The sequence below is a fragment of the Nitrosomonas cryotolerans ATCC 49181 genome, assembly GCF_900143275.1.
Taxonomy (GTDB): domain Bacteria; phylum Pseudomonadota; class Gammaproteobacteria; order Burkholderiales; family Nitrosomonadaceae; genus Nitrosomonas; species Nitrosomonas cryotolerans.
This window is the reverse complement of the sequence record NZ_FSRO01000001.1, coordinates 218,496-243,482: the sequence shown is the minus strand read 5'-3', so window position 1 is coordinate 243,482 and position 24,987 is coordinate 218,496. Positions and strand designations below refer to the sequence as shown.

Here is a 24,987-nt window from a genome sequence, read left to right as displayed (position 1 = left end):
TAACGCCCAGCCACCCGGTTAGAAATTTTGATCACACCTACGAAAACCGGCTGATAATTCGTATATCTTTCCCTAGCATGCGTAAATCCTGAATCTCGAGCATATGCTTCTGCTCGAGATTGATTAATTCGGGTAGATTGATCATCCCCCGCGCTTGATCACCGAGTAAATGAGGTGCAAGAAAAATAACCAGCTCATCAACCAGTCTTGCTTTAATCAATGAACCATTCAGCTGGCAACCCGCCTCAACCAATAATTCATTCATGCCGGAATCCGCTAAAACACGCATCATAGCAACAAGATCAACCTGGCCAATCGTATCTGGTAATACCACCACCTGCGCGCCCAGATCACGCAGCGCGGCGATTTTCTCCCGATTATTTGATGCTGTAAAAATAAAAGTCTCCGCGCCACGCAACACATTAGCGTCTAACGATAAGCTCAAGTGACTATCAACCACTACCTTCTTCGGCTGCCTGACTGTCTCTATATGCCGCACCGTCAGCGCGGGGTCATCCGCCTGTAATGTTCCGATACCGGTCATCACAGCGCAAGAACGAGCACGCCACCGATGCCCATCCTCCCGTGCTGCCTGCCCGGTTATCCATTGGCTCATCCCATTATTCAATGCGGTTTTGCCATCCAGGCTGGCTGCAATCTTTAATCTAACCCATGGCTTTCGATCTGTCATGCGAGTGATAAAACCAATATTCAGCGCATATGCTTCTTTTTCCAGCAAGCCAACCTGCACCTCAATTCCTGCTTGTTTTAATAACGCAAATCCCGTTCCAGATACCAGTGGATTTGGATCTTCCATCGCAATGATAATTTTAGCAACGCCTGCCTGGATCAAGGCATGCGTACAAGGCGGAGTACGTCCATAATGACTACAAGGCTCTAGTGTGAGATAAACCGTTGCGCCCCTCGCTGCTGCACCAGCCATATCGAGCGCGTTGATTTCTGCATGGTTTAGTCCGGCACGCTCATGCCAACCGCTACCAACAACCTGATCCTGATATGCAATGATACAACCTACGCGGGGATTAGGACTCGCACTATACAAACCTTGCTCAGCAAGTCGTAAAGCATGCGACATGTGGATGTAATCAATAGAAGAAAACATACTGGAAACTATACCTGATATTGATTACTTAAGCTAAGCCGCATCCAGCAAAGGTGATCGAGACAATAGCGCTCCTTGCAAGCAGGTAACGATCAACTTCATCTATCTTTTGATTTTGGTTTCTGAACTTCTTTAATCGCATCACGAAAGTCATCGACATCCTGAAAGCTCTTATAAACCGAAGCAAAACGAATATAAGCCACTTTATCCAGTTTATAGAGTTCTTCCATCACGCTTTCGCCAATACTACGCGAAGATACCTCACGCTCTCCCATACTGAGCAATTTCTGTACAATACGGTCTATTGCCGCATCTACATAATCAGTAGGAACCGGGCGTTTATGTAACGCGCGCATAAAACCTGTCAGTAATTTATCACGATCAAATTCAGCACGATTCCCATCATGTTTCACCACCTGAGGCAAGCGTAACTCAACTGTTTCATAAGTAGTAAAACGCTTGTCACACGTTAAACACCTTCGACGGCGACGTATTCTGTCGCCGTCTTCACTAACACGGGAATCGACTACACCGGTATCATCTGCATTGCAAAAAGGACATTTCATAATTCGCCAAACCTATAGGCCAGATCATCCTGAAACCTTTGCACGCGATCTTTTCTATCATGAGATCCAGTATATTAACTTTCATAGACATCATCTACGGCAATTTTGACTATCCATAGACCGGAAATTTTGCACACAATGCTTTTGCCTCCTCTGCTACACGCGACAATACAGCAGAATCTGCAGGGGCCTCAAGCACATCTGCAATCAGATTCGCCAGCTGCTCCGCTTCTATTTCTCTAAAACCACGGGTCGTCATTGCCGGAGATCCGATACGAATACCACTGGTAACAAACGGTTTCTGCGGATCATTGGGAATTGCATTTTTATTCACCGTAATATGGGCCAGTTCCAAAGACTCCTCAGCCTGTTTACCCGTAAGATTCATGGCGCGAAGATCGACTAAAAACATATGACAGTCTGTTTGCCCGGATACAATCCGCAAACCACGGTTTTTGAGTACCTTAGCCATCACACGTGCATTTTCAATCACTTGTTCCTGATAACTCTTAAATTCCTTACTGGCCGCTTCCTTGAAGGCTACCGCTTTAGCAGCAATGACATGCATCAACGGTCCACCCTGGGTTTGCGGGAAAATGGCCGAATTCAATGCTTTCTCATGCTCTGGCTTGGCCATAATAACGCCGCCCCGTGGTCCACGCAGCGTCTTATGCGTAGTGCTAGTAACAAAATCAGCAATACCAACCGGGTTTGGATAAAAGCCGGCTGCTATTAGCCCGGCGTAATGGGCCATATCGACAAACAAATAAGCACCCACCTCATCAGCAATCTTACGGAAACGTTTCCAGTCTATAATACGTGCATAAGATGAAGCACCCGCAACAATCATTTTTGGCTTATGCTCATGTGCTAAGCGTGCCACTTCATTATAATCCAGCTCCTCAGTCTCCAGATCAAGTCCGTAAGAAATTGAATTAAAAATCTTTCCACTGAGATTCACGCTAGAACCATGCGTTAAATGACCACCGTGCGCAAGCGACATACCCAGCAGCGTATCGCCTGGCTTCAAAGCAGAAAGATAGACCGCAGCATTAGCTTGTGAGCCGGAATGCGGTTGAACATTGACATACTCAGCATTAAACAGCGCTCTTAAGCGATCAATTGCAAGCTGCTCAACTATATCCACATATTTACACCCGCCATAATAACGTTTGGCCGGATAGCCTTCAGCATACTTATTGGTTAGAACAGATCCCTGCGCCTGCATTACTGCGGGACTGGCATAGTTCTCCGAAGCAATCAACTCAATGTATTCTTCTTGACGCCGAACTTCCCCTTCCATTGCCTGCCATAAATCTGAATCGGTATTCGCGATAGTTTGTTTCTGGGAAAACATGGTGATATCAACCCTTTGAAATTATTAGAAACTGAGAAAATATGTATTTTACCATTACCGACAGAAACATGACTCAACAAAGCAATCGATAACTGCAGTAATCTGATTTTTTTACGCAAAACAGCGACTAACGCAATTTTAAATAACTCTCATCCGTGATTCTGGACCAATCCTTCATCCTGGCAAGGAATATTTGCTGACTCTCAATAACCTCTTTTACGTAGGGCGACTTACCTGCGATGTGTGCGAGCAACTCATTATTTGCTTTTTTAAATGCATCGAGGACATCTTGAGGGAAGGTACGAATACTAATATTATGCTCCTTCTTCATTTCTTCCCATGCCACTGCATTACGAAAAAAAGATTCTGACAGCATGTCAAATGAAGCTTCCTTTGCTGATACAGCAATAATCGCTTTCAAATCTTCTGGTAACGCATTAAATTTCTGTTTATTGATAAATAGATGAAGCTCAGCACCCGGCTCATGCCACCCGGCATAATAGTAAGGCGCGATCTTTTGAAACCCCATTTTCTCGTCATTAGCAGGGCCAATCCATTCTACGGCATCAATCGTACCCCGCTCCAATGCCGCATATAATTCTCCGGGCGGAACGTTAACCGGCGTCATGCCCGCTTTTCCCGCCACCTCGCCAGCGTGCCCGGGAATGCGCATCTTCAGCCCCTTTAAATCCTTCAGCGAGTTAATTTCTTTTCTAAACCATCCGCCCATCTGTATATGAGTGTTGCCCGCAGGAAAAGCGACAATGTTATGGCGGGCATAAACTTTATTCAATAATGCGAGACCACCTCCGTAGTAGTACCATGCATTCATCTCCGTTGGTGTCATGCCAAATGGTGTCGTTGTAAAAAAGGTCGTCGCCGGATCTTTGCCTTTATAATAGTAAGAAGCAGTATGTCCCATCTCGTATGCACCAGATCGGACCATGTCGAAAACACCCAAAGGTGCTTTGTGTCTACCGGGTGCATCGACTGTAATATGCATGCGCCCGCCCGACATTTTCTCTACGTTATTGGCAAAACGTGCTGCTGCGTTATGCAGCATTGGTGTTCCCTTAGGCCAGGACATAGCAAGCCGCCACTCATACTCTGCCTGAGCAAATACAACTTTCCCAGACAACAAAAAGGCGAACAGTATAATCGTAGCAGAAACAGACAAATATCTCATTTCCCCCCTAAACCGGTAATCATAAAAAAATGGGCATGACAGCCAAGCTAATCTATTCCGAATAACGACCCTCTATCACATACCATAGGCATCCAACTGCTGCTCGATATAAATAAACACAAACACAGCAAATCAAAATTATAAAATAGCCTCGGCTTCCTCTTCGAACTGAAGCTTCACCTCACCCTGAGCACTTATATCTACGACCACTTTACCGCCATTGACAAGTCGCCCAAACAATAATTCATCAGCTAAGGCACTACGAATAGTATCTTGTATCAGGCGTTCCATCGGCCTCGCGCCCATCAGTGGATCAAAACCGTTTTTAGCCAGATATTGCCGCAATTCATTAGTAAACGTTACCTCTACTTTCTTTTCTTGCAGTTGTGCTTCAAGCTGGATCAGGAATTTATCTGTAACCCGCAAAATAACCGCCGTATCTAAAGTAGAAAATGAAATAATGGCATCTAATCGATTACGAAATTCGGGTGTAAACAAGCGCTTTATATCGGCCATTTCCCCCCCTGCCTGAGTTGACTTGGTAAAACCAATCGAAGTCTTAGCCAGCGATTCAGCGCCCGCATTAGTCGTCATAATAATGATAACGTTACGGAAATCCACCTTACGTCCATTATTATCCGTTAATGTGCCATAATCCATAACCTGCAGCAGAATATTAAAAATATCTGGATGCGCTTTCTCAATTTCATCCAGCAGCAGCACTGAGTAAGGATGTTTTATGATTGATTCAGTCAGCAAACCGCTCTGATCAAAACCGACATACCCGGGTGGAGCACCAATCAAACGTGATACAGCATGACGCTCCATATACTCGGACATATCAAAACGGTGTAGATGAATCCCAAGCGCATAGGCCAATTGCCGCGCTACTTCGGTTTTACCTACGCCTGTAGGGCCAGAAAAAAGAAACGAACCAACTGGTTTCTGTGCATTGCCCAATCCACTCCTGGCCATCTTGATCGCCGCAGACAGTGCATTAATGGCTTGATCCTGTCCAAATACAACCGCTTTCAAATCACGATCTAGCACCCGCAGCTTATTGCGGTCACCAGAAGAAACACTCTGTGGCGGAATACGCACTATTTTAGCCACTATATTTTCAATCTCATGCTTCCCGATCACTTTACGTTGTCTTGATTTCGGCAAGATACGTTGTGCCGCACCCGCTTCATCAATCACATCTATCGCTTTATCAGGCAAATGTCTGTCATTAATATAACGCGCTGACAGTTCTGCTGCTGTTGTAAGTGCACCCGCGGTATATTTGACTTTATGATGTAATTCGTAACGAGATTTTAGACCACGTAGTATCGCGACCGTTTCATCCACACTCGGCTCAGAAATATCAATTTTCTGAAAACGTCTTGACAAGGCATGATCCTTCTCAAAAATTCCACGATATTCGTTATACGTAGTCGCACCAATACACTTTAGTTCTCCAGTACTCAATACGGGCTTCAAGAGATTCGAAGCATCTAAAGCGCCACCAGAAGCTGCACCGGCACCAATTAAAGTATGAATTTCATCAATAAACAGAATGGTGTCTTTATTATCGATGAGTTGCTTTAATACTGCTTTTAATCGTTGTTCGAAATCACCACGGTATTTTGTACCCGCCAATAATGCACCCATATCCAAAGCATAAACCTGATGATTCAACAACAGTTCGGGTACATTTCCCGCCACAATTTGCTTTGCCAGTCCTTCTGCAATCGCAGTCTTACCCACACCTGCTTCACCTACTAATAATGGATTATTTTTTCGGCGGCGGCATAGCGTTTGTACGACTCGTTCAATTTCTTTATCACGACCTATGAGCGGATCTATTTTGTTTGTTAACGCCTGAGTATTAAGATTCACGGTATAATTCTCGAGTACGCTACCTATACCCTGCTCCAGCTCGGTTTCGCTTTCATTTCCTACTTTAGGATCATTATGTTGCGTCAATTTCTTGATGTTATGCGAAATATAATTAACAACATCCAGCCGAGTTACCCCTTTTTCCTGTAAAAAATAAACGGCATGTGAATCTTTTTCGCCAAAAATTGCCACCAATATATTAGCGCCGGTCACTTCCTTTTTACCTGATGACTGAACATGCAAAATGGCGCGCTGGATAACACGCTGAAAACCCAATGTCGGTTGCGTATCCACTTCACCTTCACCGCTCACAATCGGTGTATGACGCGCAACATGATCCAGTAATGCTGTTCGTAAATCATCTATGTTGACTGAACAAGCACCTAACACCTCCGCTGCACTGCTATTATCGAGCATCGCTAACAGCAAGTGCTCTACCGTAATAAATTCATGGCGCTTTTGTCTTGACTCTACAAATGCCATATGCAAGCTGACCTCTAAATCCGGGGCAATCATTTTAATTTTCCTCCATGACACATCTCAGTGGATGCTGATTCTTTTTTGAGAACTCAACAACTTGCTTAACCTTCGTGAGTGCAATATCACCCGGATAAACACCGCAGACTCCAACTCCTTCCGTATGGACTTTTAACATAATTTGTGTCGCTTGCTCCTGATTCATTGAAAAGAATGTTTGCAATACAAGCACGACGAACTCCATAGGAGTGAAATCATCATTCAATAATAAAATTTTATACAATGGGGGCGCTTTCAACTTGCTCTTCGCCTTTTCTTGTATAACATTTTCAAAATCACCGACTGCCATAACGACTTATCCCACTTATTAATTAGTCAGTTTTATATCTAAATATAGAGTTTATTCTCATTATTAACATATTTGACGATTACGACAAAATTTTCAAGTATATTGAGGAATATCAGCTTATTTTTACGCCACAAATATAACGTAACCGCTTGACTTTAACATCAGATTTGCGTAAAACGATATGTGGCGTTTGGCTTCAAGTTCTCTGCAGTACTGGTTAGAGCCGTTTGCGGTCTTGAAATTCAAATAGTGTTAGGGTTTCCGGCCCAGTTTTTTATAGGAAGTAGAAATGGCAACAGGTATAGTAAAATGGTTCAATGATTCCAAGGGATTCGGATTTATTACCCCTGATGATGGTAGCGAAGATTTATTTGCACACTTCTCCGCAATCAACATGTCTGGATTCAAGACATTGAAAGAAGGCCAAAAAGTAAGTTTTGATGTTACTCAAGGCCCGAAAGGAAAACAAGCCTCAAACATCCAGTCTGCTTAACGAGTTCTAGCTGGCGTAGCTAAGCTGCGCCCAGCTTGTGGTCGCCAGATTTACAGATCCCTTGCCGGTTTTTCTTGGAAAGGGATCTTAACACCGAATCAAAAAATTCTCTCTACGCAGCTTTACACCATATGCTCTATCAACGCGTCTCCGAACGCTGAGCAAGATACTTTCTGAGTACCAATCATCTGTCGCGCAAAATCATAAGTCACGATTTTATCCTGAATAGTATCCTCCATTGCCTTTATGATTAAATTAGCCGCCTCGGTCCAGCCCATATGCCGCAACATCATTTCTGCTGACAGAATGATTGATCCTGGATTTACCTGATCTTTACCCGCATATTTGGGTGCTGTGCCATGTGTCGCCTCAAATACGGCAACTGAATCACTTAAATTGGCCCCCGGAGCAATACCGATCCCACCCACTTGGGCTGCCAGTGCATCAGATATATAGTCTCCATTTAAATTCAATGTAGCAACCACATCATATTCTTCTGGACGCAAGAGAATCTGCTGTAAAAAAGCATCTGCAATGACATCTTTGATAATGACCCCACCTTTATCAGCAGGTAACTTCATCCAGGGCCCCCCATCCAGTAATTCAGCACCAAATTCTTTTTTTGCTAACCCATAGCCCCAGTTTTTGAATGCGCCTTCAGTGAATTTCATAATATTCCCCTTATGAACCAAAGTCACTGATCGACGCTTATTATCAATTGCATACTGAATGGCTTTTCTTATAAATCGCTCCGTACCTTCTCTAGACACGGGTTTAATACCTATCCCGGATGTTTGTGGAAAGCGGATATTAGCCACGTTCATATCCTTTATTAAGAAATTTATTATTTTCTTTGCAGATTCCGATTCAGCCTCCCATTCTATTCCAGCATAGATATCTTCAGAGTTTTCACGGAAGATCACCATCTCGGTCTTTTCCGGATTCTTCACCGGACTGGGTACTCCTTTAAAATAATGTACAGGCCGCAAGCAAATATACAGATCAAGCTGCTGGCGTAACGCCACATTAATAGAACGAATTCCACCGCCTACCGGTGTAGTCAATGGTCCTTTGATAGAAACCACATATTCTCTTGCTGCCTGCAATGTTTCTTCCGGTAACCATACATGCTCACCATATAGGCGTGTAGATTTCTCACCCGCATAAATTTCCATCCATGAAATCTTACGTGTACCACCGTACGCTTTAGCGATCGCCGAATCAACGACCTTCCGCATTACCGGCGTAATATCGATACCAATACCGTCTCCCTCAATAAATGGAATAATTGGATTATCCGGTACGTTTAATGAAAAATTATCATTAACATGAATCTTATCGCCCTCAGCTGGTATTACTATATTCTGATACATTACATCTCCAAAAATTGGGTGGATCGTGTCACAACACTAGCAAGTCAAAACACCTCACTCATACCGATTCATAATTTAACAATACTTCATTTTCTTCACAGGACAGTCTGTTATCAATCATAGTAACCGTTGAATCTAATAACAAGTTTGAATTTTATATGCTCATACAATCGGATTATGTCTAGCATTTTCTTAATACCGACTCCGTATTAAAATACTGGTATTGTTTGCCACATTCCCACTGAGGTTTATTCAAAACCGTAAATCAAGAAGATTGCTCGGTTAATACATTGATCTCCCGTTTAGCGTCCATTCTGAAATTAACATTATGGGTCAGTCGTCATTATATTCATTTCTTAAAATCAACAATGGCAGTTTTCAGTTTTTTGGGAAAAAAAAGATGTCCTGAATCCACTTTTTGCTTCTATTATTTTCTTTTAACTACACTGCTCCTTTAATCACAAAGAATATATTGACCAGCACGCTATCATGTTCTAATCCGTAATATCATTTTATCATTAGACTGAATCACATCCACTCTACGTAAGAAATTCTGGCCAAGCAGCGCCATTTCACTTTGTATACCGACGCTAACGCTCAAGCCCTTTATCGAGATCCCGCCCGCCTCAACAGTTTGTCCTGATATTATTTCACCCGTGACGATACCCCCAGCCGTCGAAAGGCTTACGGGTGTTCCGCTGGGTAAACTAGCCTTTTTCGAAAAATGATCATTAACAGAAACGACACTGGCTCCTGTATCAACCATAAAATCCACAGGATACCCATTAATGGAGCCTCGTATATAGTAATGACCATCCAACGATCTTGGTATCACAATCTCACCGGGGATTAGTCCCTCCTCAGCCACTGCAACCATCGGTTCTTGCCGAATTTCAAAATACACATAAGCCACACTAAAGATCGCAATCCAAGTCACTAAAGCACTAATATGGCCCCATGGGATATAATTATTCATTCTTCCAAGAATTTATTAGTGCAACCAGTCAAATGAAAAAGCTCTGTAATATCAAAATAAATATAGCAGCCAAGAATATATGCTATACCATGCAGTTTAAATAAGCAGTTATTTCAATAAGAAGCCTCATTTTCTCATTTTCATCCATATTCAGTTGGATCACTAAATCAACCGATCATCCAGGAATCATACTTCTACTCGAAACAGAGCGACATTTATTTGAAAAATGGAGCACCATAACAGCTAACAAAGCTATCATCGAAATAACCGCATTATTCATAGATAACCTTCAATTTACAAATAAGCGGAACATCTTAAATAGAACCTCATCTAAGCATTATCTTTTATTTAATCCGCAAAAAATATTTAATATCACCTTTTCTTACAATGAATTTACATCTTCTTATTCCTGCCCTTCTTTGGCCTGATCTATCACAACGTGATATTTATCACGATTTATCATTACCCACATTAGAAATAATATTAGCAAAAAGTGAGCGCATTAAGGATCAGCCAAGAGAAATCGATGCATGGCTTTGTCACACTTTCGGTATTACAAAGCAACAAGACTGGCCCGTGGCACCCATTATGCTACAAATTGACAGTCCGGATAAAATCAAAAATAGTAAAGATTATTGGATACGTGCCGATCCAGTACACCTACGTATCGAGCAGAATCATATTATGCTGGCTGATAGTCAAATTTTTCAAATCACGCAAGAAGAAGCTAACCAGTTTGCTGAAGTGCTTAATGATAATTTTAATAAAGATAACTTAACCTTTCTTCCACTATGTCCTGATCGTTGGTATGTGCACACAACCGATATACCGGCAATACACACACATTCTCTCAGTCAAATGACGTGCCGAAATATTAATAACTCTCTGCCATTTGGACAAGACAGCATGAGATGGCATAGAACCTTTAACGAGATACAGATGCTGCTACATGAACATCCACTTAATCAGGCACGTACAGTACGCGGTGAACTAGCCATTAATAGTATCTGGTTTTGGGGTGGTGGAACCATGCCAAAAAAGGTGACATCTAATTATAATCAAATATGGAGTCATGATGCTTTCCCCCGCGCTTTAGCGCAAGCAAGCCACACACAACATGCAGAACTGCCACCCAACGCTTCAACCTGGCAACAGCTCGCAACGCCAGGGAACCATCTGGTCGTATTAAATAGCTTGTTAGAAAAAGCTAATTATAGAAATGCCTATAGCTGGCGTGAAAATCTAAAAGAACTGGAACGAAACTGGTTCACACCTTTACACCAGGCACTGCAAAAAGGAACAATTGATCAATTAACAATTACCTCTATGAATGAAAACTCAACTTTGAATTTTACTGTAACACGCGCCAGTTTATGGAAATTCTGGCGACCTATAAAATCACTGATGACTTATAACATTACTTAGTCTTAATCTATATAGCGCAGTCGTTAATATAGATAGCATAACTCCCTGATTCAGCAATTTATTATGATCAGAACTCCTGATAGCAAGGAATAAGCGTGCGTAGAAACCCTCTAGTTTATATAGTCAAATCATATATCATGGCAGGCATCGCCTTCGCGGCAATTGCATTATTGATGATGGCCAGCTATTCCATAATCGATATAGCGCTGGCATGGATGATTACTCTCTTGTGGACAGCGCTCATTATATCAATATTGGTTATGACTAATCAGATTATGCGCACAAATAGGAAGCTTAGAAATTATGAAGGCCAACTTGCAGCCAATAAAGACAGGCTGACAAATGAAATAAAGCATCGCCTCTGGGCAGAAAAAACCGCCTCTGAAAATAAAACTCGCTTACAATTTGTGGATGAAAGCTTTCCTGTAATGCTAGCTTATTTTAATATCGACCAGCGTTGTCGCTACCATAATCAGCTATTTAAGAAATGGTTCATGTTAAAAGAAAACCAAATCGAGGGCCGGTTATTACAGGAATTTTCCGATGCAGCGTTTTATTTGGGTATTCAAGAATGTATCAAGAAGACCCTGTCCGGGAAAATAGTACATAATGAGCGCATACTCAAATCCTCTAAAGGATTGGCTTATAGTTTCACTGAACAATTTATTCCCCATTTCGATAGTAAAAGAGAAATAATTGGTTTCTATACACTGCATATTCCTCGTGCTCAAGAAAAAAAACTGCCTCCATCAAATAATCACTTAATTACAGGTACGTCAGATCCTATAAAACCGACAACGCAGAAAAATCCCGATGAAAATAAAATACGTTCCAGCATCCCAGAGAATGAGGATTCTCAGTCAGGCGTTTCTGCTGATCGTATTATTCAGGCCATCGAAGGCGGTGAATTTCATCTTTATTGTCAAAAGATTACTCCCTTACAGAACGATCCAAATTCACCTTCACCTATTCATCAAGAAATTTTAATTCGAATGGCTGAAGAAGAAAATAACTTAATACCACCAGGCGCATTTTTACCTTTTGTTGAAAAATATAAAATGATGCCGCTGCTCGATCGCTGGGTTGTGAGCTATATGATACAGTGGCTATCTACATACCAAACTACATCTAAGTCAATATTCTGTATCAATGTTGCCCAAGATACTTTGAGTGATACCAGTTTTTCCGAGTTTATGAGGAATCAGTTACAAAAAACCAAGATATCCGCGCAAACACTTTGTTTTGAAATTGAAGAACTAGATGCCATAGCCAACCCAGCTAATGCATTAAGTTTCGCAGAAAATATTAGAAATTTAGGGTGCCTTGTTTCATTATGTAGTTTTAATCATAATCAGGCTTCCCTGGACTTATTGCGTAAAATAAAAATCGACTTCCTTAAAATTGATGGTAGTTTAATTTGCAATATACTCCAGGATCCAGAGGATCTAGCCAAAGTTATTGCAATTAACCGTATAGCGCATATCATAAAGATCCAAACCATTGCTGAACTGGTTGAGACAAATGAAATTATCGTCAAACTACGTGAAATCGATGTTGATTTTGCTCAAGGATTCGGCATTTCAAGACCGCATCCTCTCAAAGAGCTCCAATAAGTTAGTCAAGAAACCAATTAGGATAAGCTTTCTTTGCGCTCCTTACAGAAAAAGGCTTTTGCACAAGCCCTCGCCAGAAGTTTCCAATTATTGATTATAAAAGGTTAATTTTTTTAACTATTGGGGTTTTGCAAAGCGCTCAAGCATATTTCAAGTCGAATGACCTGAAAAAATGGCCGATTATCAAGAAAAGTATGGGGAGTCCAGCAATTAGCATATATGCTCAATATATCGAGCAACAGCAGACATCGCAATGAAAATCTTATAAATCAGAAAATACTTGCGATGTCCGCGCTACTCATTTCCTGCTTTCCGGCCGGAGCCTCTCGCATATTCCGAAAAATTATAGAGCAAGCGGATCTTATAGCCGCTTAAAAAGCACTGTAGCTAGCCATTATAATGATTTGACCATACTCTCAACTACTTTCTTCGCATCACCAAATATCATCATGGTTTTATCCATATAAAACAGATCGTTATCAAGACCAGCATAACCAACAGCCATGCTACGTTTAACAACCATTACAGTACGAGCTTTATGAGCATCCAGAATGGGCATGCCATAGATGGGACTGCCAGGAATATTTGCCGCAGGATTTACCACGTCATTTGCACCCAGCACCAACACAACATCGGTATTGGAAAAATCACTATTGATCTCATCCATTTCTAATACCTGCTCATAAGGAATTTCTGCTTCTGCAAGCAACACATTCATATGTCCAGGCATACGTCCAGCTACAGGGTGAATAGCAAAACGCACACTGACACCTTTTGCTTGTAAGGACTCTGCCAATTCCTTGACCGCATGTTGTGCTCTCGCTACTGCAAGACCATATCCCGGAACAATAATGACGCTATCTGCATTGCCCATCAAGAAAGCAGCATCATCTGCACTGCCACTACGATAATTCTTTTGCTCTCCGTCACCGGCTACTGCAGCGACGCCGCCATCGCTACCAAAACCACCCAATATAACTGAGAGAAACGGGCGGTTCATAGCCTTGCACATAATATAGGATAAGATTGCGCCAGAACTACCAACCAAGGAGCCCGCAATAATCAGCATAGGATTGCCCAATGAAAAGCCAATTCCCGCTGCAGCCCAGCCAGAATATGAATTAAGCATTGAGATCACTACCGGCATATCTGCGCCACCAATCGGGACAATAATTAAAAATCCCAATATGAAAGCGATAGCAGTCATGGCAATGAATGCTGTCCAGTTAGTTGTATCGCTAAAGAAAAACCATAGACCAAAACCGATCATTACGAGTGCCAGCATTAAATTAACTATATGCTGTCCGCTAAACGTAATGGGTGTACCACTCATACGACCTGATAATTTCAAAAATGCAATGACTGATCCAGACCAAGTCATCGCACCGATAAATGTACCCAGAAACAACTCTAGCTTACTACCCATGGGTAATATTTCGGGCAAACCAAACGAAACAGGATTATTAACAGCTGCGATGGCAATAAATACCGCGGCCAGACCAACTAGAGAATGCATGAAGGCAACCAGCTCCGGCATTGCCGTCATCTGCACACGCTGCGCAACAATTGCACCAATGATGCCACCCACTGCAATACATCCCAATATCAACGCCCAATTCTCGGTAAGAGTCAGCGTAGTGGCGACAGCAATCGTCATCCCGACTATACCAAACAAGTTACCACGGCGAGCAGATTCCGGCGAACTTAAGCCCTTTAGCGCCAGTATAAAAAACACTGAGGCAACTAAATACGCGAGTGCAACCATATTTGCTGACATTTACACGCTTCCTTTTTTATCTTTTTTCTTAAACATTTCCAGCATCCGTTGACTCACTAGAAAACCGCCGAATACATTAATTGAAGCCAGCGTTACAGCAATAGCACCTAGCCAGACGCCCCAATCAGTCTCCATCGGTCCGGCCGCTAACATAGCACCAACTAATATAATGCCGGAAATCGCGTTAGTCACTGACATCAAAGGCGTATGCAAGGCTGGGGTAACATTCCAGACTATGTGGTAGCCAACAAAAATTGCCAACACAAATACCGTAAGATTGATAATGACCGAATCAATTTCACCAATCATGACTACTCCCTCTTATATTCGTTAACTGTACGTTCAAAACGTAAAAATTAATTATCTAAATTCCACATTCCAGCTTCCGCACATTAATTACACTTTATTGACAATTTCTCCATCTATACAAACCAGTGTTCCGGCGATAATTTCATCTTCACGATTAACCTTGAATTCGCCGGTCTCCGGATCAAGCATCAGGTTCAGAAAATTCATCAGATTCCGTGCATATAATGTGCTGGAATCAGCCGCCACAAGTCCAGGAAGATTGGCAATACCAATTAAATGTACGCCATGTTTCACTATAATCTTGTCTAATTCCGATAAGGGACAATTACCCCCTGCTTCAACCGCCATATCCACGATAACCGAGCCGGGTTTCATAGACTGAACCGTCTCTTGTTTAATTAAAACGGGTGCTGGACGGCCTGGAATCAATGCAGTCGTAATAATAATATCTGCCGCTATAGCACGCTGGTGCACCAACTCACCCTGACGACGCTTATAATCATCCGACATTTCACGGGCATAACCACCGGCTGTTTCTGCTGTCGTTTTCTCCTCGTCGCTCAAGGGTACTTCAACAAATTTGGCACCAAGGCTTTCCACTTGTTCTTTCGCAGCAGGGCGTACATCAAATGCCTCAACTACCGCACCTAATCTTTTCGCTGTTGCGATTGCTTGCAGACCGGCTACCCCCGCGCCCAGCACCAGAACTCGAGCCGCTTTTACGGTGCCAGCAGCTGTCATTAACATGGGAAAGAATCGTTGATAAATATTTGCGGCCATTAGCACTGCTTTATAACCCGCAATATTGGCCTGAGATGAAAGAACGTCCATACTCTGAGCTCGAGAAATACGCGGCAGTTTTTCCATGGAAAAAGCAGTCAAACCATGTTTTGCCAGTGCTTCAATACCTTCTACCTGATGTGGAGACAACAGTCCCAGCAACACGGCATCTCTCCGCATCATTGCTAATTCGTCAGACTCTGGTCCGCGCACCTTAAGTATAATTTCAGACTGGCTATACAAGGCCGCCACATCAGTCACAATAGTTGCACCGGCATCATGATATGCTGAATCCGGTATGCTGGCACTTGCACCTGCACCTGCCTGTACTAAAACAACATGAGTGCCTTTAGCCGTAAATTTTTTTACAATCTCTGGCGTAGTAGCTACGCGAGTTTCTCCCGCGCGAATCTCTGCGGGTATGCCTATATGCATTGATAATCTCCCTTATCTTACCAACAAGCTTATGAAAATAACTAAAGCCGCGCTCAATTTACTATGAATAATCATGGATTATAAATCAATTTGAACCTAATGCATTACCTCGATTGGGAAAAACTTAAATTCGTTTTAGTTTCACGACTATTTACCCTATCGGATCTGCAACGTGTGCCGTTTACGCTCATCATTCTGTTGAAAGCAAGCATTGATCTGAAAAGCGGCTCGAATATAGCTTCATAGCATATATATTGACCGGAATTTCAGTCTCACCCATAGCCTGAGGCAGCATTTCTGATACGCTGCGATTAATATTACTTGTCAGCTGCTCTTGTTAAAGTGAAATTATAAATCAGGAAAAAGCCAGATCGCTCAACCAAAGTAATATTGACATTCACAAGTCCAATATCAAAATTTGCTGTTCCAGAATAATTTATTCGCTTCTCTCCAATCAATGAGAATGCACTCACCGTCCGCGAAAATTCTAATTCATTCACTGAACGAAAATTTCCAAAACCACGATAGAGAGCCAGTAATGCTTCCAATTGTTCATCGCTGACTGTTTGTAATGTTTCAGGAGCAAGATGCCGTAGTAGTACCTGTTTTTTCCAACCGGAAACTTCGGTAAGAATTTGGCCAATAGCCGGTTCTGCAGTTAAGCTATAATAATATTTCTGTCGATCTGTATAAAAATACAGCGCAACAACCAATGTGAGTAAAATCACAATGATGATACGTAACATTTGAGTTTGCATAAGTTTAATGTGTTCAGTTTAATCTAATTTATCTGCCATACACTGCCATTTAAACTTTGAAGTAGTATCTCAAAAATAGTCTGATCTATTTTTTCAATATTTCCCTCTTTCATGACGCTTCGCTCTCTTTCCGGCAGAAATATACCGAACAGCCGATAGATGCCATCTATCCGGATAACGCGCATTTCAGGAAGACTTATTGAATTAGACAAGAAGGTTTTGCTACATCCTCTGAGACCTTTGCAAAACCCCAATAGTTGAAAAATTAACTATTTATAATCAATAGTCAAAAACTTCTGGCGGGGATTTTTGCAAAAATCTCCCTCTATGGTATCCCGATTTTTCCGATTACAGCAATTCAATATAAAATCACCTCAAAATAACATCTCTGGGCACTTCGAATAATAATCAGGTCCCTATAAAAAGTCATACTTGGATATCTTGAAATAACACCAATATTATTTATATTGAATGTCACTTGCACTGCCATTATCAGCCATCACTTATTTAATCTGGAATACCGTGTTGCCAATCACGATAAAACTGTTCATGACTGCTGTACAAATCACTGTACCACTATTTATTCAGGCTATAAACACACCACTAACAAAACGCTTACTATCATTTCCACCAATAATTTCCAGCTATCAAGCCTAGACAGGACCAGTATTAACGGAGAAAACTTGCTAAATAGTTACCTACTCATGAATAACAGCCGTCGTGTAAACCTCTTGCACATCATCAAGATTTTCCAGTGCATCAAGTAATTTTTGCATTTTTATCGCATCCTCGCCGCTATACACAACTTCATCAACAGGTTTCATCGTTACTTCCGCATGTTCCGCCTTAAAACCTGCCTGCTCCAGCGCCTCCTTAACAGAAATAAATTCATAAGGTTCAGTAATGACTTCAATACTGCCATCTTCATTAACGATAACATCTTCAGCACTGGCTTCCAGCGCCGCCTCCATTAGTTCATCTTCATGAGTCCCAGGCGCAAAAAGCAATTGTCCACAATGTTTAAATAAGAACCCAACCGAACCATCAGTACCTAGATTACCCCCATATTTGGTAAAAGCATGGCGTACATCCGCCACAGTACGCGTCCGGTTATCGGTCATACAATCAACCATTACTGCCGCACCAGATATCCCGTAGCCTTCATAGCGGATTTCTTCGTAATTGACACCCTCAAGATCGCCGCTACCACGTTTGATCGCACGCTCAACGTTATCTTTTGGCATATTCTGATCATATGCCTTATCCATAGCTAAACGTAAACGGGGATTACTGTCTGGATCTGCACCACCCAATCTAGCTGCAACTGTTATTTCCTTAATTAAGCGAGTAAAAATCTTACCGCGTTTGGCATCCTGCGCCGCTTTCTTATGCTTAATATTAGCCCATTTACTATGACCAGCCATTTACCTGAGTTCCTTTATAAAAGAGCTTTATATTATCACTCCGTATCCTACGGATAAAGCATCGCACACGGTTTCCCAACAATGACTCTAAGAATTGTCACTTCCACCTGAGATCAGATTTAATCGTCGATCTATTTGCTATAGCCTAATCACAAATATTAATGCATTTCATCATTAAACCTGTTGAGCGCCCAGGTTTATTTACCAAGATAGATTTTGGTCTTATACGTTTTAGAACAAGGTGATTGAACGAAGTTGATCAAATATTGATCATAGTATCGAAAAGCATCAAACGCCTACTTTGCTCTCGGACGGGCTAATCTAAACATACGATTTATTTTAAATCCGAAGTCTATTTTATTTTTATTCTACCGTTACGGCTTTCGCCAAATTGCGTGGTTTATCAACATCGGTGCCTTTCTGTAAAGCAACATGGTAAGCCAACAACTGCAATGGGATAGTATGGAGAATGGGACTCAGCAATCCGGCATGCTCTGCAAGCCGGATAACATGAACATGTTCGCTTTCCTGTATTTGAGAATCCGCATCAGCGAAAACATAAAGTTCGCCGCCACGTGCCTGGACTTCTTGCAAATTTGACTTTAGTTTACCCAGCAATACATCATTTGGCGCAATGGCAACTATCGGCATTTCATTATCCACTAAGGCTAATGGGCCATGTTTTAACTCACCTGCAGCATAAGCCTCCGCATGAATATATGAAATTTCCTTAAGCTTGAGTGCTCCTTCCATCGCTATAGGATAATGCACCCCTCTTCCAAGAAATAAGGCATGGCGTTTCTGAGCAAATCTCTCCGCCCAGGCTTTAACCTGGGGCTCTACTTGCAAAGCCAGCTGCAATGCAGCAGGTAGATGGCGCAAGGCCGCAATCATCTTACCTTCATATTCATTGGATAATTTATGCCGCATCTTTGCCAGCGTCATCGTCAGCAGCAATAACGATGCCAGTTGGGTAGTGAATGCTTTGGTTGAAGCCACACCAATTTCGGGTCCGGCACGTGTGAGAAAGCGCAAATCAGCTTGGCGTATTAAGGCGCTTTCGGCTACATTACAAATAGCCAAACTATGGCGATGTCCGAGCGATTTAGCATAGTTAAGTGAAGCCAGTGTATCCGCAGTCTCACCCGACTGAGAGATTCCCACCACCAAGGTAGCAGGATCTGCAATGGGATTCCGATAACGATACTCACTGGCAATTTCCACATTACAAGGTAACCCAGCAACTGTTTCTAACCAATACCGGGCAACTAATCCAGCATGATAACTGGTACCACAGGCAAGTATCAGAATACTGTTTGTATCACGAAAAATATTTTCGGCTTCACTACCAAACAATTCCGGGGAAATGGAATGTATATTAAATATCATTTCGAGTGTATTAGCCACCGCACCGGGCTGCTCGAAAATTTCTTTCTGCATAAAATGGGCGTAAGGCCCTAATTCTATCGCTTCACTAGCCAGATCACTTTCATGAACAAGACGCTCTACTTCTTCACCCAACTTGCTATGCAGACAGTTAACAATGCGATATCCCTCATTATTTAACTCAGCAACATCGCCCTCTTCTAAATAAACTATATTTCGCGTCACCTGCAGCAAAGCAGACACATCAGAAGCAGCATAGTTACCAGTTTTACCTAACCCTAGCAACAAAGGGGCGCCATTACGTGCAACAATAATACGATCAGGGCGTGCTTCCTCCATAACGGCTATTGCATAGGCACCTTGCAACTCAGCGATAGACAGACAAACAGCTTCAAATAAATCACTTGTTTGCTGAAAATTAGAAGCAACAAGGTGGGCGATAACCTCGCTATCCGTATCGGAAACGAACTCAAATCCTGCCGCCTGTAAACGCTGACGCATTAATTCGTGATTTTCTATGATGCCATTATGCACAATAGCTATCTCCGAAACGGCCTTCGAGAAATGAGGATGTGCATTACGTTCAGAAGGTGCGCCATGCGTTGCCCAACGCGTATGTGCAATACCCGCAAGTCCCTGAGTATTCAATTTATTTGCAAGTTTATCCAGCTCAGATACGCGCCCGGTAGTCCGCAATCGGTGCAATCCATTCCTGGCTACCACAAGACCAGCGGAATCATAGCCCCTATATTCAAGACGAAACAAGCCTTCCAATAAGATTGGCACAACATTGCCATTTGCCACCGCACCAACTATTCCACACATATCAAGTTTTCCTTCTTACTACACTTGTCAGATCGAATTAAACTGGAAGGTTGAATTGCTTTACGTTTGGGTCTTTATCGGGCGCTTCCAGCCCGGAATACTAATCTGCTTGGTTCTGGATAAAGAAAGCTTATTCTGCGGGGTATCTCGAGTAATAGTAGAACCTGCACCCACTGTGGAACCTTTCGTTATTCTAACCGGCGCAATCAGTTGCGTATCAGAACCAATAAATACATCATCTTCTATAATCGTCTGATGCTTATAAGCACCGTCATAATTGCAAGTTATAGTGCCAGCGCCTATATTGACCTTTTCACCAATGACCGCATCACCAATATAGCTTAAATGATTTGCCTTGCTGCCATCAGCAATGCGACTATTTTTAATTTCAACAAAATTACCGATATGAACCTGGCTGGAAAGCCTGGTCCCCGGACGAATCCGTGCATACGGGCCAACCCGGCAATTTTCTCCGATTTCTGTCTCTTCCAGCAAACTAAATGGATAAATGATCGTTCCGGTCTCAATAGTTACATTCTTTAAAATACTATGTGCTTTTATTTTTACATAATCACCTAACTGTACATGCCCTTCAAAAATACAGTTGATGTCAATCTCGACACCACGGCCGCAGGTAAGCAAACCGCGAACATCAATACGTGAAGGATCAGCCAAAGTAACCCCATCAGCAAGTAATTTATTAGCGTATTCATTTTGATAAATACGCTCAAGCGCAGCTAATTGTTGCTGATTATTCACACCCATTACTTCCCATAAGTGCGTCGATCGCGAAGCAGCAACCCGAATATTTTTCTTAACCGCCATTGCCACGATATCGGTAAGATAGAATTCTCTTTGCACATTGTTATTTTCGAGCTTAGGTAACCATTCCCGTAAAAAGCGGTTCGGTACAACCATGACACCCGTATTGATCTCACATATTTCTCGTTGCGCTTCACTGGCATCTTTTTCTTCAACAATGGCAGAAATTTCATTGGTCTCATGAACACGTACAATTCTGCCATAACCCGTCGGTGTTTCCAGCTCGGCTGTTAATAACGCACAATACCTTTCCTCTGACACCCGTACCAATTTATTCAGTGTATCAACACTAACCAAAGGGACGTCACCAAAAAGCACCAGGGTTGACCCTTCTTCATCAAGGTACGGTAAAGCCTGTAACAAAGCATGGCCGGTACCTAATTGAGATTCCTGTTTTACCCAAAGCAACTTTTCATCAGCAATCGCTAGCGGGACAGCTTCACCACCATGACCATACACAATACATATCTGGCTAGGTGATAATGCATGAGCGGCATCCAGCACATGCGCCAATAAGGGTTTACCCGCTAGATGATGGAGCACCTTGGGTAAAGAGGATTGCATACGCTTCCCCCCACCTGCCGCCAATATTACAATATTAAGTTTTGGCACGATATCAAACACCAATTAATTAAGGGAACAATTAACGGATTGTGTCTCAGACCAAAAGACAAACCCTCAAAGTCTCAAATAGCCTCACTGAGCACTTCAATGATGGTTACTTGCTTAAATTCTGCAACTTATTATAATAAATTGTAAAAAAATTAGCCGCCTGACAAATAAAGCCATTTCTTAGCACGATACTCTACCTTCATCAGATTAATAAGCAGATAGCACATATTCAATCTTTCTTTCATGAAAGGCAGATACAAAAAAGGCGACTGATGTCGCCTTTTTTAGCTATTAATATATTCAATGACCACGCTTTCTTAGTTTATTGATTGCTGCCAATTGTGCTGTCGACTCAATCAGCTCTGCCTGGGCTCGCGCATAATCTAATTCAGATAAGCGATCTCTTATTGCCGCCTCAGCCGCACGTTTTGCTTCGATCGCTTTTGCTTCATCAAGATCCTCACTGCGCACAGCAGTATCGGCCAGTATCGTTACGACATCAGGCTGAACTTCCAGCATGCCACCCGAAACATAGACCAACTCCTCACTCTTCAATGGCGCCTTGATACGTACCATACCGGATCTTATCCTTGTCAGCATGGGAGTATGACGCGGATAGATACCTACCTCGCCCATTTGTGCAGGTGCCACTATAAACTCCGCTGGTCCAGAATAGATGGATTCTTCAGCACTAACGATATCAAGATGGAATATAGTACCCATTAATATTCTATTTCTCTCGTGTTATTATTGTAACGTTTTGGCTTTCTCAACCGCTTCTTCTATACTACCAACCATATAAAAAGCCTGTTCAGGAAGATCGTCATATTCGCCATTGACAATACCTTTAAATCCTTTAATTGTATCCTTGAGCGATACATATTTTCCAGGTGCACCGGTAAAGACTTCCGCCACATTAAACGGCTGTGATAGGAATCGTTGAATCTTACGTGCTCGACTCACAGCTAACTTATCTTCAGGTGACAGCTCATCCATACCAAGAATAGCAATAATATCTCTCAATTCCTTATAGCGTTGCAGTGTTTGCTGAACATCCCGGGCTGTATTATAGTGCTCTTCACCGACCACCTGTGGATCCAGTTGACGTGAACTTGAATCCAATGGATCAACCGCCGGATAAATGCCTAGCGAAGCAATATCACGCGACAACACTACAGTTGCGTCCAAATGACCAAAAGTTGTTGCGGGAGAAGGGTCGGTTAAATCGTCAGCAGGAACATATACAGCCTGTATGGATGTAATGGAACCCGACTTAGTTGAAGTAATCCGCTCCTGTAATCGTCCCATCTCTTCAGCCAGTGTAGGTTGATAACCCACAGCGGAAGGCATACGACCTAATAATGCAGAAACTTCGGTTCCAGCTAATGTAAATCGATAAATATTATCAACAAAAAGTAATACGTCACGACCTTCATCACGGAAATATTCTGCCATTGTTAAACCCGTTAATGCAACACGTAACCGATTTCCGGGTGGCTCATTCATTTGACCATATACCAGCGCAACCTTATCCAATACGCCAGAATCTTTCATTTCGTGATAGAAATCATTACCCTCACGAGTTCGCTCGCCGACACCCGCAAATACGGAAAAACCACTATGTTCGATGGCAATATTACGAATTAATTCCATCATATTAACCGTCTTACCTACGCCGGCACCACCAAACAAACCAACCTTACCGCCTTTAGCAAAGGGGCAGATTAGATCGATCACCTTAATACCTGTTTCCAATAGCTCTGTAGAAGCGGATAATTCATCAAATGAAGGCGCTTCACGATGAATGGACATGCTGTTCTCAGAACCGATTTCACCCATTTCATCAATGGGCCTACCCAGTACATCCATGATTCTACCCAATGTTTTTGGGCCGACCGGTACTGTAATCTGCGCGCCGGTATTTTCCACCATCATTCCTCGGCGTAAACCATCTGAAGAACCCAACGCGATGGTACGCACAACACCATCACCCAACTGTTGCTGGACTTCCAACACCAAATCCGAACCCTTCATCATTAAAGCATCATATATCTTTGGTATGGCGTCTCGAGAAAATTCGACGTCAATCACCGCACCAATACACTGAACAATTTTTCCTTGACTCATTGTTGTTCCCTAAATACTAATAAATATTTAAACAGCTGCTGCGCCACCGACAATCTCTGACAATTCTTTAGTAATTGCAGCCTGTCGAGACTTATTATAAATCAGCGTTAATTCGTCAATAACACTGCCAGCATTATCCGATGCAGCTTTCATAGCTACCATTCTTGCAGATTGCTCAGATGACATATTCTCAGTCACCGCCTGGTAGATTAATGCCTCAACGTATCGCACCATAATATCGTCAATAACCGGTTTGGCCTCAGGCTCATATATATAGTCCCAGGTTGTGCTTCTATTACTGCTATCTTCCTTGTTACCTTGGATACGTTCATCTGAAAGTGGAAGCAGTTGCTCCATAACCGGCTCTTGCTTCATTGTATTTATGAATCGATTATAGAATATATAAACACGATCAAAATGATCCTGAGTATAGCTATCCAGAACAACCTTTACTGCTCCAATCAATCTTTCCATATCAGGCGCATCTCCCAAACTCACAACCTGAGAGATAACATTGGCTCTGATCCGGCTCATGAAGCCTAAACCTTTATTACCAACGCAACAAACCTCAATCTGCTCACCCTGTGCTTCCCACGCTTTTATTTCCTTCAAAGCCCTGCGCAAAATATTAGTATTCAGTCCGCCACATAAACCTTTATCGGAAGTCACGACAATGATGCCAATGCGCTTCACCGTATTACGCTCAATTAAGAAAGGATGTCGATATTCAGTATTGGCACGGCTCATATGCGCAGCAACATTACGTATCTTCTCGCCATAAGGACGTGCTTTTTTCATTCGATCCTGTGCTTTACGCATTTTAGATGCGGCAACCATTTCCATAGCCCGCGTAATCTTCTGCGTATTCTTAACACTTTTTATTTTGTTACGTATTTCCCTGCTGCCAGCCATT

The 24,987-nt window shown here is 42.4% G+C and carries 21 protein-coding genes; 3 read left to right on the top strand and 18 right to left on the bottom strand.

Going from position 1 to position 24,987, the window contains the following annotated elements:
• Window positions 1-37 precede the first annotated feature (37 nt).
• From ribD to clpS, 6 genes are all read right to left on the bottom strand, one after another.
• Window positions 38-1,123, bottom strand: a complete 1,086-nt coding sequence (gene ribD, locus BUQ89_RS01025) for a bifunctional diaminohydroxyphosphoribosylaminopyrimidine deaminase/5-amino-6-(5-phosphoribosylamino)uracil reductase RibD (protein ID WP_028461238.1) — start codon at window positions 1,121-1,123, stop codon at window positions 38-40.
• A 98-nt stretch (window positions 1,124-1,221) separates the two neighbouring features.
• Window positions 1,222-1,689: a transcriptional regulator NrdR gene (gene nrdR / locus BUQ89_RS01020; RefSeq protein WP_028461239.1), complete on the bottom strand. Its 468-nt coding sequence runs from the start codon at window positions 1,687-1,689 to the stop codon at window positions 1,222-1,224.
• Window positions 1,690-1,798: 109 nt separating this feature from the next.
• The gene (gene glyA / locus BUQ89_RS01015) at window positions 1,799-3,046 is read right to left on the bottom strand and encodes a serine hydroxymethyltransferase (protein WP_028461240.1); all 1,248 of its coding nucleotides are present in this window, start codon (window positions 3,044-3,046) and stop codon (window positions 1,799-1,801) included.
• Window positions 3,047-3,173: 127 nt separating this feature from the next.
• Window positions 3,174-4,232 carry a TRAP transporter substrate-binding protein gene (locus BUQ89_RS01010; RefSeq protein ID WP_051537563.1) on the bottom strand — a complete coding sequence of 353 codons (1,059 nt, stop codon included), beginning with the start codon at window positions 4,230-4,232 and terminating at the stop codon, window positions 3,174-3,176.
• 138 nt (window positions 4,233-4,370) lie between these two features.
• A complete protein-coding gene (gene clpA / locus BUQ89_RS01005; RefSeq protein WP_028461242.1) occupies window positions 4,371-6,629 on the bottom strand; it encodes an ATP-dependent Clp protease ATP-binding subunit ClpA in 2,259 nt (752 codons plus the stop codon).
• A gap of 1 nt (window position 6,630) precedes the next feature.
• Window positions 6,631-6,939 carry an ATP-dependent Clp protease adapter ClpS gene (gene clpS / locus BUQ89_RS01000; RefSeq protein ID WP_028461243.1) on the bottom strand — a complete coding sequence of 103 codons (309 nt, stop codon included), beginning with the start codon at window positions 6,937-6,939 and terminating at the stop codon, window positions 6,631-6,633.
• A gap of 289 nt (window positions 6,940-7,228) precedes the next feature.
• Here clpS and BUQ89_RS00995 point away from each other — a divergent pair, with 289 nt between their 5' ends.
• The gene (locus BUQ89_RS00995) at window positions 7,229-7,432 is read left to right on the top strand and encodes a cold-shock protein (protein ID WP_028461244.1); all 204 of its coding nucleotides are present in this window, start codon (window positions 7,229-7,231) and stop codon (window positions 7,430-7,432) included.
• Window positions 7,433-7,554: 122 nt separating this feature from the next.
• Here BUQ89_RS00995 and icd read toward each other — a convergent pair whose 3' ends face one another.
• The gene (gene icd, locus BUQ89_RS00990) at window positions 7,555-8,805 is read right to left on the bottom strand and encodes an NADP-dependent isocitrate dehydrogenase (RefSeq protein WP_028461245.1); all 1,251 of its coding nucleotides are present in this window, start codon (window positions 8,803-8,805) and stop codon (window positions 7,555-7,557) included.
• A 487-nt stretch (window positions 8,806-9,292) separates the two neighbouring features.
• The gene (locus BUQ89_RS00985; protein WP_028461246.1) at window positions 9,293-9,781 is read right to left on the bottom strand and encodes a retropepsin-like aspartic protease family protein; all 489 of its coding nucleotides are present in this window, start codon (window positions 9,779-9,781) and stop codon (window positions 9,293-9,295) included.
• Between the two features lie 387 nt (window positions 9,782-10,168).
• On the opposite strand from BUQ89_RS00985, the gene BUQ89_RS00980 reads away from it, so the two are divergent.
• Entirely contained in the window at window positions 10,169-11,206 is a 1,038-nt protein-coding gene (locus BUQ89_RS00980; RefSeq protein WP_028461247.1) for a phosphoglycerate mutase, read from the top strand.
• 137 nt (window positions 11,207-11,343) lie between these two features.
• Window positions 11,344-12,819: an EAL domain-containing protein gene (locus BUQ89_RS00975; protein ID WP_051537564.1), complete on the top strand. Its 1,476-nt coding sequence runs from the start codon at window positions 11,344-11,346 to the stop codon at window positions 12,817-12,819.
• 394 nt (window positions 12,820-13,213) lie between these two features.
• Here BUQ89_RS00975 and BUQ89_RS00970 read toward each other — a convergent pair whose 3' ends face one another.
• From BUQ89_RS00970 to atpG, 10 genes are all read right to left on the bottom strand, one after another.
• Complete coding sequence (locus BUQ89_RS00970) at window positions 13,214-14,596, bottom strand: NAD(P)(+) transhydrogenase (Re/Si-specific) subunit beta (protein ID WP_028461249.1); 1,383 nt, start codon at window positions 14,594-14,596, stop codon at window positions 13,214-13,216.
• Window positions 14,597-14,905 (bottom strand): NAD(P) transhydrogenase subunit alpha part 2, encoded by a 309-nt coding sequence (locus BUQ89_RS00965; protein ID WP_028461250.1) that lies wholly within the window; start codon window positions 14,903-14,905, stop codon window positions 14,597-14,599.
• Between the two features lie 87 nt (window positions 14,906-14,992).
• Window positions 14,993-16,120, bottom strand: coding sequence for a Re/Si-specific NAD(P)(+) transhydrogenase subunit alpha (locus BUQ89_RS00960; RefSeq protein WP_028461251.1), 1,128 nt, complete (start codon window positions 16,118-16,120; stop codon window positions 14,993-14,995).
• A 317-nt stretch (window positions 16,121-16,437) separates the two neighbouring features.
• Window positions 16,438-16,878 carry a hypothetical protein gene (locus BUQ89_RS00955; RefSeq protein ID WP_028461252.1) on the bottom strand — a complete coding sequence of 147 codons (441 nt, stop codon included), beginning with the start codon at window positions 16,876-16,878 and terminating at the stop codon, window positions 16,438-16,440.
• 698 nt (window positions 16,879-17,576) lie between these two features.
• On the bottom strand, window positions 17,577-18,302 hold the full coding sequence (locus BUQ89_RS00945; protein ID WP_028461254.1) for a YebC/PmpR family DNA-binding transcriptional regulator: 726 nt from the start codon (window positions 18,300-18,302) through the stop codon (window positions 17,577-17,579).
• A 363-nt stretch (window positions 18,303-18,665) separates the two neighbouring features.
• Entirely contained in the window at window positions 18,666-20,513 is a 1,848-nt protein-coding gene (gene glmS / locus BUQ89_RS00940; protein WP_028461255.1) for a glutamine--fructose-6-phosphate transaminase (isomerizing), read from the bottom strand.
• A gap of 60 nt (window positions 20,514-20,573) precedes the next feature.
• Window positions 20,574-21,947 (bottom strand): bifunctional UDP-N-acetylglucosamine diphosphorylase/glucosamine-1-phosphate N-acetyltransferase GlmU, encoded by a 1,374-nt coding sequence (gene glmU, locus BUQ89_RS00935; protein ID WP_028461256.1) that lies wholly within the window; start codon window positions 21,945-21,947, stop codon window positions 20,574-20,576.
• A gap of 300 nt (window positions 21,948-22,247) precedes the next feature.
• A complete protein-coding gene (locus tag BUQ89_RS00930; RefSeq protein ID WP_028461257.1) occupies window positions 22,248-22,670 on the bottom strand; it encodes a F0F1 ATP synthase subunit epsilon in 423 nt (140 codons plus the stop codon).
• Window positions 22,671-22,694: 24 nt separating this feature from the next.
• The gene (atpD, locus tag BUQ89_RS00925) at window positions 22,695-24,074 is read right to left on the bottom strand and encodes a F0F1 ATP synthase subunit beta (RefSeq protein ID WP_028461258.1); all 1,380 of its coding nucleotides are present in this window, start codon (window positions 24,072-24,074) and stop codon (window positions 22,695-22,697) included.
• A 27-nt stretch (window positions 24,075-24,101) separates the two neighbouring features.
• Window positions 24,102-24,986: a F0F1 ATP synthase subunit gamma gene (gene atpG / locus BUQ89_RS00920; RefSeq protein WP_028461259.1), complete on the bottom strand. Its 885-nt coding sequence runs from the start codon at window positions 24,984-24,986 to the stop codon at window positions 24,102-24,104.
• Window position 24,987: the final 1 nt, after the last annotated feature.

Excerpts from the sequence above, each read along its gene's own strand:
- icd (WP_028461245.1), bottom strand. The coding sequence starts at position 8,805 with ATGTATCAGAATATAGTAATACCAGCTGAGGGCGATAAGATTCATGTT.
- glmS (WP_028461255.1), bottom strand. The coding sequence starts at position 20,513 with ATGTGTGGAATAGTTGGTGCGGTGGCAAATGGCAATGTTGTGCCAATC.
- nrdR (WP_028461239.1), bottom strand. The coding sequence starts at position 1,689 with ATGAAATGTCCTTTTTGCAATGCAGATGATACCGGTGTAGTCGATTCC.
- BUQ89_RS00930 (WP_028461257.1), bottom strand. The coding sequence starts at position 22,670 with ATGGGTACTATATTCCATCTTGATATCGTTAGTGCTGAAGAATCCATC.
- BUQ89_RS00960 (WP_028461251.1), bottom strand. The coding sequence starts at position 16,120 with ATGCATATAGGCATACCCGCAGAGATTCGCGCGGGAGAAACTCGCGTA.
- ribD (WP_028461238.1), bottom strand. The coding sequence starts at position 1,123 with ATGTTTTCTTCTATTGATTACATCCACATGTCGCATGCTTTACGACTT.
- clpS (WP_028461243.1), bottom strand. The coding sequence starts at position 6,939 with ATGGCAGTCGGTGATTTTGAAAATGTTATACAAGAAAAGGCGAAGAGC.
- BUQ89_RS01010 (WP_051537563.1), bottom strand. The coding sequence starts at position 4,232 with ATGAGATATTTGTCTGTTTCTGCTACGATTATACTGTTCGCCTTTTTG.
- BUQ89_RS00955 (WP_028461252.1), bottom strand. The coding sequence starts at position 16,878 with ATGCAAACTCAAATGTTACGTATCATCATTGTGATTTTACTCACATTG.
- BUQ89_RS00975 (WP_051537564.1), top strand. The coding sequence starts at position 11,344 with ATGGCAGGCATCGCCTTCGCGGCAATTGCATTATTGATGATGGCCAGC.
- clpA (WP_028461242.1), bottom strand. The coding sequence starts at position 6,629 with ATGATTGCCCCGGATTTAGAGGTCAGCTTGCATATGGCATTTGTAGAG.
- BUQ89_RS00965 (WP_028461250.1), bottom strand. The coding sequence starts at position 14,905 with ATGATTGGTGAAATTGATTCGGTCATTATCAATCTTACGGTATTTGTG.
- BUQ89_RS00980 (WP_028461247.1), top strand. The coding sequence starts at position 10,169 with ATGAATTTACATCTTCTTATTCCTGCCCTTCTTTGGCCTGATCTATCA.
- BUQ89_RS00985 (WP_028461246.1), bottom strand. The coding sequence starts at position 9,781 with ATGAATAATTATATCCCATGGGGCCATATTAGTGCTTTAGTGACTTGG.
- glyA (WP_028461240.1), bottom strand. The coding sequence starts at position 3,046 with ATGTTTTCCCAGAAACAAACTATCGCGAATACCGATTCAGATTTATGG.
- atpD (WP_028461258.1), bottom strand. The coding sequence starts at position 24,074 with ATGAGTCAAGGAAAAATTGTTCAGTGTATTGGTGCGGTGATTGACGTC.
- BUQ89_RS00995 (WP_028461244.1), top strand. The coding sequence starts at position 7,229 with ATGGCAACAGGTATAGTAAAATGGTTCAATGATTCCAAGGGATTCGGA.
- atpG (WP_028461259.1), bottom strand. The coding sequence starts at position 24,986 with ATGGCTGGCAGCAGGGAAATACGTAACAAAATAAAAAGTGTTAAGAAT.
- BUQ89_RS00945 (WP_028461254.1), bottom strand. The coding sequence starts at position 18,302 with ATGGCTGGTCATAGTAAATGGGCTAATATTAAGCATAAGAAAGCGGCG.
- BUQ89_RS00970 (WP_028461249.1), bottom strand. The coding sequence starts at position 14,596 with ATGTCAGCAAATATGGTTGCACTCGCGTATTTAGTTGCCTCAGTGTTT.